Here is a 13,019-nt window from a genome sequence, read left to right as displayed (position 1 = left end):
CCTGTGGCCACTGGCACAGCACATCTGGATCCTGCGGCACAGCAGGATTTTCTGAAAACGCTGACCTCATACGGGGATCGGGCCCGTGAGACGCTTTTGCAGATGCTGCCGACGGGCGAGCCGCAGGCCTATCTGTACGGGCCGATGCGGGATTACATCGAAACCTCGGGCAAGGGGTTGCGGCCCGCGCTGTTGCTGGCCACCTGCGAGGCTTTCGGCGGTGACAGCGAAACCGCGAGGGTGTCAGCCGCCGTTCTTGAACTGCTGCACAACGCGTTTTTGATCCATGACGATATCGAGGATCAAAGCGATTTCAGGCGCGGGCGCGAATGTATGCACAAGCGTCTTGGGGTCCCTTTGGCGATCAATACCGGTGACGGGATGCAATCGCTGGCCCTGCGCCTGTTGCGCCAGAACCTTGGGCCGCTGGGCCCTGAAACCGGTATGCGCGTGGTGGACGAGTTTGATCACCTTTTGCAGCAGTCCATTGAAGGTCAGGCGCTGGAGCTTGGTTGGATACGGGACAACCGGCTGAACGTGGATGCATCGGATTATCTGACGATGTGTCTGAAAAAGACCTGCTGGTACAGCTTCATTCACCCCATGCGCATCGGAGCGCTGATTGCCCGGCCACATGATGTCGCGTCAGGCGCGCTTAATCTGGACGATTTCAACGCGTTTGGGTTTTTTCTGGGGGCCGCGTTTCAGATACAGGATGATGTTCTGAACCTCGTGGGTTCGCAGGACAAATATGGCAAAGAGATCGGCGGGGACATTTACGAAGGCAAACGCACGCTGATGCTGGGGCGGCTTAGCCTGCAGGCGGATGAGCCCGAAAAGGCGCGCCTGTCGGATATGCTGTCAAACCCGCGCGACAGCCGCTCGACGCAGGATGTGGGCTGGGTTCTGGATCGCATGGATCATTATGGCTGCATCCGATACGCTCAGGACGCGGCCAATGACCTGCTGGCCTCGGCCCGTCAGGAGTTTGCGCAGGTTTTTGCAGCCACCGAAGAGGTGCCGCGCGCGTTTCTGGGTCATTTCATGGACTATCTCGTAACCCGTCAGGTTTGAGCGCCCGCCACCTCATACATCACGATGATCGAGGTTTGCACTGTGCCTGTGCAGGCGATCCGGCCGTGATATTCGCCGGGATCGGCAAGATCCGGCACGGTTACAATGACGGCAACATCTGTTGACTCACCGGGGTTTAACTGGATTCGCGGGGGGACAACATTGACCCGGTTTGCCGGAAGAGTGTCGCCGTTCCGGTTGATCAGGTCACCCGGTTCGAACTGTAGTGCGACAGGCCCGCCACCATTTGGTGCGTCAAAGGACAGCAATATGGTCGCGGTGCCGCCGGGGTGGCAGGTTTTGCGGCACGCAAATGGCCCTTCAACCGGCTGTTGCGTGCCCCGTTCAGCCCCAAGCACGCGGCGGGCAATGTCCGAGATCGGTTGCGCATCCGGCTGCGGCGCGATCGGGCTGACCGGAAGTGGCGTGCTAACGTATGGTTTTCGTTCGAAATAAGGCATGCCTAACTGTGCACCTGTGGCGCGGATCAGTAAATGGGAAATTTGCCGGATCCGCGCGACAAACACACCGCGTTATTATTTGCCTTTCCAGACCGGATCACGTTTTTCGGCAAATGCACGCGCGCCTTCAAGCTGGTCCTCACTGGAATAGAGGACATCCACGCTGCGCAGTTGCCGTTTGGTGATGCGGTTCATGGCGTCCTGAAAATTGGCGTCTTCGGCATCGCGTACGATTTCCTTGATGGCCGCGTAGACCAGCGGCGGCCCTGACGCCAGCAGGCGGGCGAGGTCCCACGCGCGGTCCATCAGCTGATCAGCGGCGACAATCTCGTTCACCAGACCCCAGCGGTTGGCTTCTTCGGCATCAAACCAGCGGCCTGTCAGAAGCAGCTCCATCGCGATGTGATAGGGGATGCGCTTGGGCAGTTTGACGCTGGCGGCATCCGCAACGGTGCCCGAGCGGATTTCCGGCAAAGCAAAAGTGGCGTGGTCAGCTGCTAGGATCATGTCTGCTGACAAGGCCAACTCTAGCCCGCCGCCGCAGGCGATACCGTTGACGGCGGCAATCACGGGCTTGTTCAGGTCGCGCAGCTCTTGCAGGCCTCCGAACCCGCCGACGCCGTAATCTCCGTCCACCGCGTCGCCGTCGGCGGCAGCTTTCAGATCCCAGCCGGGGCAAAAGAATTTCTCGCCAGCGCCGGTCAGGATGGCCACGCGCAGGTCCGGGTCGTCGCGGAATTCAGCAAAGACCTCGCCCATTCTGCGGCTGGTGATCAGATCGATCGCGTTTGCCTTAGGGCGGTCCAACGTAACCTCAAGGATCGAACCATCGCGGCGGGTTTTGATCGGGTCCATATCTCAGGCCTTTCTTATCAGGGCGTCCACGGCAACGGCCTTGTCCGGCGTGCACAGGAGCGGGTTAATCTCGACCTCGCCAAGCGTGTCGGCATTTTGCATGACATAGGTCTGAACGGCCTCGACCGCGGCAACAACCGCATCCATATCAGCCGCCGGTTGACCGCGATAGCCCGCCAGCAGCGGGGCGATCTTCAATTGGCTAAGGGCGGAGCGGATGTCTTCGGGCGGGCTGGGCACCAGCAAGGATACCGTGTCGCGCAGCAGTTCGGTCAGCACGCCCCCTGCCCCAAGGGTCAGAACAAACCCATGGGCGGGATCACGCACCACGCCAATCAGAAGTTCGGCAACGGGTCCGGTGACCATCTCCTCGATCAGGATGTCTTCGGTGCCGATATCTGCCGCGACAGCCGCGACGTCCTGGGCCCGGATGCCCAGCCGAACGGCGCTGTGTTCGGATTTATGCGCAAGCCCGACACCTTTGACGGCAAACGGGCCTTCCATCTGGTCCGCTGCGGCACGGGCAGCTTCCGCGCCCCGCACCGTCCGGTTCTGCGGGATACGCAGGCCGCATTCCGCCAGCGCCGCCTTCGAGGCGCCTTCGGTCAGGGTTTGGGTTGGTTCCATCATGCCCGGTTGCAAAACGGGCGCTGCGGATGGGGCCTTGACCTGCCCTGCGGCGCGGGTCGCAGACAGCGCCTCGCGCAGGCCCATGAAGGGGACAACACCCCCGACCATCAGCTGTTGCGCGATGTCTTCCGGCAAAAGTTCCGGCAAGGTGGCGACAATCGCAAACCGGGCGCCGGTTTCTGCCCGTACGTTCAGCGCTGCCTGCGTTGCGCAGGCCCAATCGGTGGAGTCGGTGGTCGGGTAGTCGACGATCGAGAATGTCATGTCGATATCGTCACCCGTCATGCCCGACCAGGCCCGCGTCATCGCCTGCTCGTCACGCCAGATATAGGTGTGATAATCCAGCGGGTTGTTCAGCGCGACCATGGGCCCGAGCGCGTCACGCAGGCGGGTCAGCTTTTCACCGCTCAGCCGTGGAAATTGCAACCCCGTGCCGACGGCCATATCGGCAATCAGGCTCGCCTCGCCCCCCGAACAGCTGATCGAGGAAATGTTGCCCCCCGGCAGCGGCCCGTAGCAGTGCAACAGTTTGAGCGTTTCAAGGAAGTCAGGCAGTGCCGAAACGCGCGGAATGCCAAGCCGGTCAAGCAGCGCCTGCGCCCCGGCATCGCTGCCCGCCAGAGATGCGGTATGGGAAACGGTTGCCGTCTGCGCCTGTTCCGATGCGCCGACCTTGAGGGCGACCAGAGGGATGCCTTTTGCATGGGCTTTGGCGGCCAGCGCCTCCCACTCGCGGATGTTCTTGAAGCCTTCGATATGCAGGCCCACGGCAGTCACGCGCGGGTCATCGATCAGGGCCGAGGCGATTTGCGCCTGACTGGTCTGAGCCATATTTCCGCAGGTGACCATATAGGCAATCGGCAGCCCGCGTTTCTGCATGGTCAGGTTGATCGAGATGTTCGAGCTTTGCGTCAGGACCGCCACGCCCTTGTCGACGGGCACAGCCCCGTGCTGATCCGGCCACAGCAATGCCCCGTCCAGCGCGTTGATGAAGCCATAGCAATTCGGGCCCAGAATGGGCATGTCACCGGCCGCTGCGATCAGTTGATCCTGCAAATCCCCGCCGGTGTCGTCCTCGGCCACGGCCTCGGAAAAGCCCGAGGCGAAGCAGACAGCGCCACCCGCACCCATGCTGGACAGGACTTGAACCGCTTCAATCGTGGCGTGGCGGTTGATACCGATAAAAACCGCGTCAGGTGCGTTGGGCAGGTCTTCGATATGCCCATAAACCTTGTGGCCCGCAATGTCCGAAGCCTTGGGATGGACCGGCCAGATCTGACCGGCATATCCCATGCGTTCGGATTGCAGAATAACCTGTTGGCACCATGCACCGCCGCCAATGACAGCGATGGATTTCGGGCGCAGCAGCCGGGTCAGGTCTTTGGTCATGGTCAGGCGCCCAGCGGACGCAGAAGATCGCGGCTGATGATGTGGCGCTGAATCTCGCTGGTGCCGTCCCAGATCCGTTCGACCCGGGCGTCGCGCCAGAACCGTTCAATCGGGAAATCATCCATCAGGCCCATGCCGCCGAAGATTTGCAGCGTCGTGTCGGTGACCCGCGCCAATGCCTCGGAGGCATAGAGCTTGGCCGAGGCGATCTCGCGGTTTGCGGGCAGGTTCTGATCCAAACGCCAAGCAGCGGCAAGGGTCAGCCAGTCGGCGGCGTCAATCTCGGTGATCATGTCGGCAATCTGAAAGCCGACACCCTGAAACTTGCCGATGGGCTGGCCGAATTGCTTGCGCTCGGCGGCGTAGTTCAGCGCATAATCAAAGCAGCGCCGCGCACGACCGACCGAGAAGGCCGCAACCGTCAGGCGGGTCGCGTAGAGCCATTCGTTCATCACCGCAAAGCCGCCATCGACCTCGCCCAGAACCTGGGCATCGGACAGGCGGCAATTGTCGAAATACAGGATACAGTTTTTATAACCCCTGTGGCTGACGGATTTGTAGCCGTCGCGCACTTCAAAGCCCGGTGTGCCGCGATCCACCAGGAAAGTGGTGATGCGTTTTTTGGGGCCTTTCGGGGTCTCATCCACGCCGGTGGCAACGAATACAATAAAGAAATCCGCGTGTTCCGCGCCCGAGATGAAGTGTTTCGATCCGTTGACGACCCAGTCGCCACCGTCGCGCACCGCCTGACATTTCATGCCGCGCACGTCCGATCCGGCATCCGGTTCAGTCATCGCCAGCGCGTCCATCTTTTCCCCGCGCACAGCAGGCAGCAGATAGCGTTCGCGCTGTTCATCGCTGCAGGCCATCAGGATGTTCTGCGGGCGGCCAAAGAAATGCGTCAGCGCCATCGACCCACGACCCAGCTCACGCTCGACCAGTGTAAAATCCAGGTGCGACAGGCCCGCGCCACCCACTTCTTCGGGGAAGTTGCAAGCATAGAACCCCAGATCGATACATTTCTGCTTGATCTCATTGCCAAGCTCCAGCGGGACCGTTCCGCTGCGTTCCACCGCGTCTTCATGCGGGTAGATTTCTTTTTCTACAAAGCTGCGGACCGTCGAAACGATCATGTCCTGTTCTTCTGTCAGACCAAACTGCATGGCGCGTGTTCCCTGGATCGGTGGTTGACCAACCAAACGCCATCGCTCATGGTCGCGGCATGCAGAGATAGATCAGTTTCATGCCAAATTCGAAAATATTAACGCAGCAGTACAATGTCCTGCTGTTCAACGGGTTCTCGAACCATTGCCTTGCGAACATGGTCGAACCGTTGCGGGCGGCAAACACCCTGTCGCGGCAGGCGTTATATGCGTGGCGCTTCTGTTCGCTTGACGGCAACCCTGTTCAAAGCTCAAGCGGCCTTGTCGTCACCCCGAACGGGGCCATCGGCGATCAACAGGGGGATTTTCTTGTTGTCATGCCGTCATATGGATACCTGAAGCTGGATACGCGGTCGACCATGCGTGCCGTGCTGGCAGCGGCCAAGAAACACAAGCACCTGGCCGGGCTGGACACGGGAAGCTGGCTGCTTGCCAGCGCGGGATTGCTGGATAACCACAGGGCAACCATTCATTGGGACGAATTTTCGCGGTTCGAGGAAAGGTTTCCGGCGGTAGAGGCCGTGCAGGAACGGTTCGTCATCGACGGCAACCGGCTGACCTGTTCCGGGGCCATGGCAGCCTTCGATCTGGCCCTGACCCTTATCCGCCGGGATCACGGCCCGCTGCTGGCGATGGAGGTTGAGCACCTGTTCATGAGCCGGAACGGGCGTGGCCATTATGACCTGCCTCTTAAATCCGAGGACACGCTGGTCAATCGTGCGCTGACCGTCATGCAGGCGCATCTTGAAGCACCGCTGTCAGTCCGAAGCGTGGCCCGGAAAATCGGATGTTCACAGAAAAGGCTCGAAACGCGTGTTCAGGCGGAATTGAAAACAACTCCGCAAGCGCTGTACCGGCGTCTGCGCCTGAACCGCGCGCGCAATCTGGCCGAGGATACGGAACAATCCATCGCCGAGATCGCGGGGCGCTGTGGATATGAAAACGCCAGCGCCATGACCCGCGCGTTCAAGGCCGAATTCGGTCAAACGCCGACCGCATTTCGAAACGGAAACCTGTCGGGGCGCTGAGCCCGGACTGGCGGGAAGCCGTTTGTTGCTTTTCACAACCTGCAATAATGCATGCGGTTTTCTGATATCACTCCAGCGAAACCCACAGAATCCTGGCGTCTTCGTCGCTGGTCGAGATACAGCCATGGCCCATTCCACTGTCGTAATACAGTGAATCCCCCGCCTTCATGGGCAGGGGTCGGTAATGTTCGGAAAGGAAAATCAGCTCACCGCTGAGTACATACATGAATTCTTCGCCAGAGTGCCGAATCCAGGTGTCGAACTCGGATACATCCCGCGCCTTGATCGTTGCGATATAGGGTAGCATCCGTTTGCTGGTCAGTTCAGAACACAGCAGTTCGTGATGATAGGTGGGCGTGGTCTTGAATTCCCCCTCGCCTTTTGGGGTGAAATCGCGGCGACCCGAGATGCCCGACTGACCCGATTGCAGGAACAGCTGTGGCGTGCTCATGTCGAGCGCCTGCGTCAGGCGCCGCACGATTTCAAAACTGGGCCGTGTCTGGTTGTTTTCGATCTTGGACAGAGTGGACCGACCAATACCCGCAGCACGGCCAGCCTCTTCCAAAGTCCAGCCTTTTGATCGTCGCGCATCGCGAATGGAGCGGCCCAAAGCCTCGCCTTCATCCGGTTCTTCCAACCCGGAAACATCGTTTTGGCTTTCATCGACCATGGATTTCCCCCTGTTTTTCAAAGGCTACAGGTTTTCCCATACATACGCAACTTCTTGAATAAGAGATTTATGTTGCCTTGTTGGATCATTTTCCACTATTGGAAACAAAGTTTCGTACTGAGGATTCGGAACCGGAGGAGGGGATAATGTTCAAAACGTCGCTGAATGAGGCTGACCCGGTAATCGCCGCGTCGATCGCGCGCGAAGGAATACGTCAGGCGGAACAGATTGAATTGATCGCGTCCGAGAACATCGTCTCGAAAGCTGTGATCGAGGCTCAGGGCTCGGTCCTGACCAATAAATACGCCGAAGGTTATCCTGCGCGCCGCTATTATGGCGGGTGCGAATATGTCGACGAGGTCGAAGTCGAGGCCATCGAAAGGCTGAAACAGCTGTTCGGTTGTGAATACGCCAACGTTCAACCCCATTCCGGCGCTCAGGCGAACGGGGCGGTCAAACTGGCGTTGCTGAGCCCCGGTGACACCATCCTGGGCATGTCGCTGGATGCGGGCGGGCACCTGACACACGGTGCAAAACCTGCCCAATCCGGCAAGTGGTTCCGGCCGGTACAATACGGTCTGACCCAAGCCGGCCTGATCGATTACGACCAGGTGGCCGAGCTGGCCCGGGCGGAAAAGCCCAAGCTGATCATCGCAGGCGCATCGGCCTATTCCCAGAAGATCGACTTTGTCCGTTTCCGCGAGATCGCAGATGAAGTTGGTGCGTGGTTGCTGGCGGACATGGCGCATATCGCGGGTCTGGTCGCAACTGGCCTGCACCCTTCGCCCATTGGGCACGCGCATATCGTCACCTCAACCACCCACAAGACACTGCGCGGCCCGCGGGGCGGGATCATTCTGACCAATGACGAAGCGCTGGCGAAAAAGATCAACTCTGCCGTATTCCCGGGCTTGCAAGGTGGCCCGCTGATGCATGTGATCGCCGGCAAGGCGGTTGCATTCGGAGAGGCGCTGAAGCCGGAGTTCAAAGAATACATGCAGCGCGTTGTCGACAGTGCATCGGCTTTGGCCAATGTCATGATGGCGCGCGGATGTGACATCGTTTCGGGTGGCACCGAAAACCACCTGATGCTGGTCGATCTGCGCCCGATCGGTGTGACCGGCAAGGATGCCGAGGCCGCGCTGGAACGTGCCGGGTTCACCTGTAACAAGAACAGCGTTCCGGGCGATCCCCAGAAGCCCACCATCACCAGCGGTATCCGTCTGGGCACTGCCGCCGGGTGCAGCCGGGGTTTTGGCCCTGAAGAGTTCAAACAGATCGGCCATCTGATCGGCGATGTTCTGGACGCGTTGGCGCAGTCGCCCGAAGGCGACGCGGCCATCGAAAAAGAAACCCGCGAAAAGGTTCGCGCGCTTTGCGCAAGCCACCCGATCTACTGAAAGTGCGCGAAATGAACACCTACGATCTGATTGTCATCGGAGGCGGACCGGGCGGTTATGTTGCCGCGATCCGCGCGGCTCAGCTGGGACTGAAAGTTGCCTGCGTCGAAGGGCGCGGCGCTCTTGGCGGCACCTGTCTGAACGTGGGGTGCATCCCCTCCAAAGCGTTGCTGACCTCCTCGGCCAAATATGCCGAGCTTGCACATCTCTCCTCCCACGGTGTTGCGGTCGAGGGGGCCAGCATCAATGTCGGCGCGATGATGGAGCGCAAGGACAAGATCGTGGGCGACCTGACCAAAGGCATCGCATTCCTGTTCAAGAAGAACGGCGTTGACCTGATCGAAGGTTGGGCCAGCATCCCTTCAGTCGGGCAGATCAAGGTTGGCGCTGACATCTATGAGGCAAAGAACATTCTGATCGCGACCGGGTCGGAACCTACCTCGCTACCGGGGATCGAGATTGATGAGCAGGACGTCCTGAGTTCGACCGGCGCGATTGCGATGGAAAGCGTGCCGGATCATCTGGTGGTGGTGGGCGCAGGTGTGATCGGTCTGGAACTTGGTCAGGTCTGGGCGCGTCTGGGCGCGAAAGTCACCGTCGTCGAATATCTGGACCGTGTGCTGCCCGGCATAGATGGCGAGATTGCAAAACTGGCGCAGCGGGCGCTGGCCAAGCGCGGCCTGAAGTTCCAGCTTGGTCGGGCATTGAAATCCGTCAACAAGACCGCGGCCGGATTGACGCTTGCTCTGGATCGGGTTGGCAAAGACAAGGAAGAGGTGATCGAGGCCGACAAGGTTCTGATCGCCGTCGGACGCCGACCGGTAACGCGCGGGTTGGGGCTGGAAGAACTGGGGATAGCCTGCGACCCGCTCGGATTTATTCAGGTGGATGACACATTCTGTACCTCTGTTCCCGGCATCTATGCCATTGGCGACTGCGTTCCAGGGCCGATGCTGGCGCACAAAGCCGAAGAGGATGGCGTTGCCTGTGTCGAGATGCTGGCAGGCGAAGCGGGACATGTTGACTACAATACCGTGCCCGGCGTGGTTTACACCGACCCCGAGGTCGCCTCGGTCGGGCTGACCGAAGAAGCCTTGCAAGAAACGGGCATTGAATACGTGGTCGGGAAGTTTGCCTTCATGGCCAATTCGCGGGCGCGCTCGACCGGCGAGACCGACGGGGCCGTCAAGGTGCTGGCCAGTTCCGAAGGCAAGATCTTGGGCGCGCATATTTGCGGTGCGCATGGGGGAGATCTGATTGGCGAGCTGGTTCTGGCCATGGCCAAGGGCATCACCGTCGCCGAGGTCGCAGCCACCTGCCATGCCCACCCGGCGATGGGCGAGGCTGTGAAAGAAGCCTGCCTTGACGCCATGGGCCGGGCAATTCACGCGTAGCGGGGACCAGCCAGATGACCATCCAGCTTAGACCACGTCACCCGGAAAAAGCCAAAAAGGCCGACAGCGTCATTCCGCGCAAACCCAAGTGGATACGCAAGAAAAAAGGCGACAGCTCCGCCTATTACGAAACCCGGCGCCTGATGCGGGATCACAATCTGGCGACGGTCTGCGAAGAGGCGGCCTGCCCCAATATCGGCGAGTGTTGGTCCAAGCGCCACGCAACCATGATGATTATGGGCGAGGTCTGCACACGCGGATGTTCGTTCTGCAACGTATCGACTGGCCGCCCCGACGCGCTGGACGCTTTCGAACCCGGTCGCGTTGCAGCGGCGGTCAGGAAGCTGGGCCTGCGCCATGTCGTCATCACCTCGGTCGATCGCGACGATCTGGCCGATGGCGGGGCCGAGCATATTGCCCAGACCATCCGGGCGGTACGCCACCAAAACCCCGGCACCACGGTCGAAGTTCTGACCCCCGATTTTCTGGGCAAGGGCGACGCCGCCAAGGCAGTCTTTGACGCCGCACCGGACGTGTTCAACCACAATCTGGAGACCGTGCCGCACCTATATCCGACCGTCCGTCCTGGCGCGCGGTATTACACGTCGCTGCGGCTGCTGGATGATGCCAAGCGCGCCAATCCGGAACTATTCACCAAATCCGGCCTGATGGTGGGCCTGGGAGAAACACTCGCGGATGTGCGTCAGGTCATGGATGACCTGCGTGCAGCGCAGGTCGATTTCCTGACCGTTGGCCAATATCTGCAACCAACCCCGAAACACCATCCAATTGACCGGTTCTGGACACCGGAAGAGTTCGCCCAGCTGGAACAGATTGCCCGGTCCAAGGGCTTTTTGCACGTGTCAGCAACCCCGCTGACCCGGTCGTCGTTCCATGCGGACGAAGATTTCGCTGCTCTCAGGCAGGCCCGCCAGCGGGCTATCGCCAAAGGGGCATAAACCAAACGCAAATGGGAGGGAATCCATGGAAGCGTTAAATTCAATCGTAGGGGCCATCAATGGCGTCGTGTGGGGGCCGCTGATGCTGGTTCTCATCCTTGGCGTCGGCTTCTTCCTGCAGGTCGGACTGAAGTTCATGCCGATCCTGCGCATTGGCACGGGCTTCAGCCTGCTGTTCAAAGGCCGTGAAGGTCAGGGCGAAGGGCAGATCAGCCCGTTCAACGCGTTGATGACTTCGTTGTCGGCCACCATCGGTACGGGGAACATCGCCGGTGTTGCCACTGCTGTCTTCCTGGGCGGTCCGGGCGCATTGTTCTGGATGTGGATGACCGCCCTGGTGGGCATGGCCACCAAATATGCCGAGGCTGTCTGCGCGGTGAAATACCGCGAAAAGGACGAGCTGGGCAACTTCGTCGGCGGCCCGATGTACTACATCAAGAACGGTCTGGGCGCGAAATGGGCGTGGCTGGGTGTTGCCTTTGCCCTGTTTGGCGCAGTTGCGGCCTTTGGCATTGGTAACGGCGTGCAGGCCAATGGTGTTGCACAGGTTCTGGAATCGAATTTCGGAGTAAACACCTCGGTCACCGGTGTCGCTCTGATGGTTCTGACCGCCGCTGTTATTCTGGGTGGTATCACCCGTATCGGTGCGGTCGCCGGTAAACTGGTTCCGTTCATGGCGATTGCCTATATCGTTGCCGGACTGCTGGTCCTGATCATCAACATCGGCAACATCGGTCATGCGCTGTCGCTGGTCTTCACCTACGCCTTCACCCCATCAGCCGCCGAAGGTGGTTTCGCAGGTGCAGCCGTCTGGGCCGCCATCCGTTTTGGTGTGGCGCGGGGTGTTTTCTCGAACGAAGCGGGTCTGGGTTCCGCTCCGATCGCGCACGCGGCAGCCGAGACCAAAGGCCCGGTCAACCAGGGCCTGATCGCGATGCTGGGAACGTTCATCGACACTATTATCGTCTGTTCGATCACCGGTCTGGCGATCATCTCGTCAGGTGCTTGGACATCGGGGGAATCCGGTGCGGCGCTGACCTCGCTGGCGTTCGAGACCACTCTGCCGGGTATCGGCGGGTCGATCATCGCCATCGCTCTGTCGATCTTTGCCTTTACCACCATCCTCGGCTGGTCCTTCTATGGCGAGAAATGCGTCGAGTTCCTGCTGGGCGTGAAATCCCTGCTTCCCTACCGCATCCTGTGGATCATCGCGATCTACTTCGGTGCAACCGCGGATCTGGGCTTTGTCTGGCTACTGGCCGACACGCTGAACGCCATGATGGCCATTCCGAACCTGATCGCCCTGGCCCTGCTGAGCCCGATCGTCTTCAAGCTGACGAAAGAGTTCTTCGCCTCGGGCGGCAAGTCCGAAGAGCCGGGCGGCGCGCCTGCCGAATAAGCTTGGTCTGACTTGAAACCGGGGGGCCATTCCGGCCCCCCGCCTTTAAAAACAGAGTTCCATATCTCGAGGAGAGACGTGATGGCCACGAAAATCCTGCTGCCCATTGATCACACCGACGACCGTTCGTGGAAGAATGCCCTGCCAGTTGCCTTGGAACAGGCCAGGTTCTACGGGGCTGAGCTGCATGCGGTTGCCGTTATCCCCGAGATCATCCAGCTGCCGAACCTTCCCGCAAACTATGGTGCCGGTGCCAAAGACCACGTGCGAAATGCGGTTCAGGCCATTCTGGATCATGGCAACGCATCGGACGTGCCTATCCATGTTGAAGAAGGCAGCGTTTACCGTGAAATCCTCAAGCGCGCCTACAAGAACGGCTTTGACCTGATCGTCATGGCCTCGACCAAGGGTGATTTTCCGAATTATGAAATCGGTCCGAACCTGGCCCGTGTCGTGCGCAACGCGCATTGCACCGTCATGGTTGTTCGCGACCAGTCCCGTTGAGTGAAAGGTTGGATCAATGACCGAGATTAGACGCACGCCGCTTTTTGGGCTTCACGTTGAGTTGGGCGGCAAGATGGTTGATTTTGCCGGGTG

At 60.0% G+C, this 13,019-nt stretch carries 12 protein-coding genes; 7 read left to right on the top strand and 5 right to left on the bottom strand.

What is annotated here, in order from left to right; translation table 11 throughout:
• The first annotated feature begins 3 nt into the window (after nt 1-3).
• Nucleotides 4-1,074 carry a polyprenyl synthetase family protein gene (locus AC2FPW_RS03735; protein WP_496812597.1) on the top strand — a complete coding sequence of 357 codons (1,071 nt, stop codon included), beginning with the start codon at nt 4-6 and terminating at the stop codon, nt 1,072-1,074.
• Here AC2FPW_RS03735 and AC2FPW_RS03730 read toward each other — a convergent pair.
• From AC2FPW_RS03730 to AC2FPW_RS03715, 4 genes are all read right to left on the bottom strand, one after another.
• Entirely contained in the window at nt 1,065-1,535 is a 471-nt protein-coding gene (locus tag AC2FPW_RS03730; protein WP_496812596.1) for a hypothetical protein, read from the bottom strand. The genes AC2FPW_RS03735 and AC2FPW_RS03730 overlap by 10 nt on opposite strands.
• Before the next feature lie 75 nt (nt 1,536-1,610).
• The gene (locus AC2FPW_RS03725; RefSeq protein ID WP_496812595.1) at nt 1,611-2,390 is read right to left on the bottom strand and encodes a carnitinyl-CoA dehydratase; all 780 of its coding nucleotides are present in this window, start codon (nt 2,388-2,390) and stop codon (nt 1,611-1,613) included.
• Between the two features lie 3 nt (nt 2,391-2,393).
• The gene (locus AC2FPW_RS03720; protein ID WP_496812594.1) at nt 2,394-4,409 is read right to left on the bottom strand and encodes an acetate--CoA ligase family protein; all 2,016 of its coding nucleotides are present in this window, start codon (nt 4,407-4,409) and stop codon (nt 2,394-2,396) included.
• A gap of 2 nt (nt 4,410-4,411) precedes the next feature.
• A complete protein-coding gene (locus AC2FPW_RS03715) occupies nt 4,412-5,572 on the bottom strand; it encodes an acyl-CoA dehydrogenase family protein (RefSeq protein WP_496812593.1) in 1,161 nt (386 codons plus the stop codon).
• Nucleotides 5,573-5,652: 80 nt separating this feature from the next.
• Between AC2FPW_RS03715 and AC2FPW_RS03710 the strand changes: the two genes are divergently transcribed.
• Nucleotides 5,653-6,600, top strand: a complete 948-nt coding sequence (locus AC2FPW_RS03710; protein WP_496812592.1) for a GlxA family transcriptional regulator — start codon at nt 5,653-5,655, stop codon at nt 6,598-6,600.
• A gap of 67 nt (nt 6,601-6,667) precedes the next feature.
• Here AC2FPW_RS03710 and AC2FPW_RS03705 read toward each other — a convergent pair whose 3' ends face one another.
• The gene (locus AC2FPW_RS03705) at nt 6,668-7,270 is read right to left on the bottom strand and encodes a helix-turn-helix domain-containing protein (protein WP_480484283.1); all 603 of its coding nucleotides are present in this window, start codon (nt 7,268-7,270) and stop codon (nt 6,668-6,670) included.
• A 146-nt stretch (nt 7,271-7,416) separates the two neighbouring features.
• Between AC2FPW_RS03705 and glyA the strand changes: the two genes are divergently transcribed.
• The 5 genes from glyA to AC2FPW_RS03680 all read left to right on the top strand — a co-directional run bounded on the left by glyA (nt 7,417) and on the right by AC2FPW_RS03680 (nt 12,926).
• Nucleotides 7,417-8,670: a serine hydroxymethyltransferase gene (gene glyA, locus AC2FPW_RS03700; RefSeq protein ID WP_480484282.1), complete on the top strand. Its 1,254-nt coding sequence runs from the start codon at nt 7,417-7,419 to the stop codon at nt 8,668-8,670.
• An 11-nt stretch (nt 8,671-8,681) separates the two neighbouring features.
• Nucleotides 8,682-10,064, top strand: a complete 1,383-nt coding sequence (lpdA, locus tag AC2FPW_RS03695; protein ID WP_496812591.1) for a dihydrolipoyl dehydrogenase — start codon at nt 8,682-8,684, stop codon at nt 10,062-10,064.
• Between the two features lie 14 nt (nt 10,065-10,078).
• Nucleotides 10,079-11,023, top strand: coding sequence for a lipoyl synthase (gene lipA, locus AC2FPW_RS03690; protein ID WP_480488769.1), 945 nt, complete (start codon nt 10,079-10,081; stop codon nt 11,021-11,023).
• A gap of 25 nt (nt 11,024-11,048) precedes the next feature.
• On the top strand, nt 11,049-12,422 hold the full coding sequence (locus AC2FPW_RS03685; protein ID WP_480488771.1) for an alanine/glycine:cation symporter family protein: 1,374 nt from the start codon (nt 11,049-11,051) through the stop codon (nt 12,420-12,422).
• Nucleotides 12,423-12,503: 81 nt separating this feature from the next.
• On the top strand, nt 12,504-12,926 hold the full coding sequence (locus tag AC2FPW_RS03680; RefSeq protein WP_496812590.1) for a universal stress protein: 423 nt from the start codon (nt 12,504-12,506) through the stop codon (nt 12,924-12,926).
• Nucleotides 12,927-13,019: the final 93 nt, after the last annotated feature.

Source organism: Ruegeria sp. SATB027, from assembly GCF_059613825.1.
The sequence above is the reverse complement of the archived record's forward strand: the minus strand, read 5'-3'. Positions and strand labels throughout refer to the sequence as shown.

What these genes read in the sequence shown, in the direction of transcription:
- AC2FPW_RS03680 (WP_496812590.1), top strand. Translation starts at nt 12,504, where the DNA reads ATGGCCACGAAAATCCTGCTGCCCATTGATCACACCGACGACCGTTCG.
- AC2FPW_RS03710 (WP_496812592.1), top strand. Translation starts at nt 5,653, where the DNA reads ATGCCAAATTCGAAAATATTAACGCAGCAGTACAATGTCCTGCTGTTC.
- AC2FPW_RS03720 (WP_496812594.1), bottom strand. Translation starts at nt 4,409, where the DNA reads ATGACCAAAGACCTGACCCGGCTGCTGCGCCCGAAATCCATCGCTGTC.
- lpdA (WP_496812591.1), top strand. Translation starts at nt 8,682, where the DNA reads ATGAACACCTACGATCTGATTGTCATCGGAGGCGGACCGGGCGGTTAT.
- AC2FPW_RS03715 (WP_496812593.1), bottom strand. Translation starts at nt 5,572, where the DNA reads ATGCAGTTTGGTCTGACAGAAGAACAGGACATGATCGTTTCGACGGTC.
- AC2FPW_RS03685 (WP_480488771.1), top strand. Translation starts at nt 11,049, where the DNA reads ATGGAAGCGTTAAATTCAATCGTAGGGGCCATCAATGGCGTCGTGTGG.
- lipA (WP_480488769.1), top strand. Translation starts at nt 10,079, where the DNA reads ATGACCATCCAGCTTAGACCACGTCACCCGGAAAAAGCCAAAAAGGCC.
- AC2FPW_RS03725 (WP_496812595.1), bottom strand. Translation starts at nt 2,390, where the DNA reads ATGGACCCGATCAAAACCCGCCGCGATGGTTCGATCCTTGAGGTTACG.
- glyA (WP_480484282.1), top strand. Translation starts at nt 7,417, where the DNA reads ATGTTCAAAACGTCGCTGAATGAGGCTGACCCGGTAATCGCCGCGTCG.
- AC2FPW_RS03705 (WP_480484283.1), bottom strand. Translation starts at nt 7,270, where the DNA reads ATGGTCGATGAAAGCCAAAACGATGTTTCCGGGTTGGAAGAACCGGAT.
- AC2FPW_RS03730 (WP_496812596.1), bottom strand. Translation starts at nt 1,535, where the DNA reads ATGCCTTATTTCGAACGAAAACCATACGTTAGCACGCCACTTCCGGTC.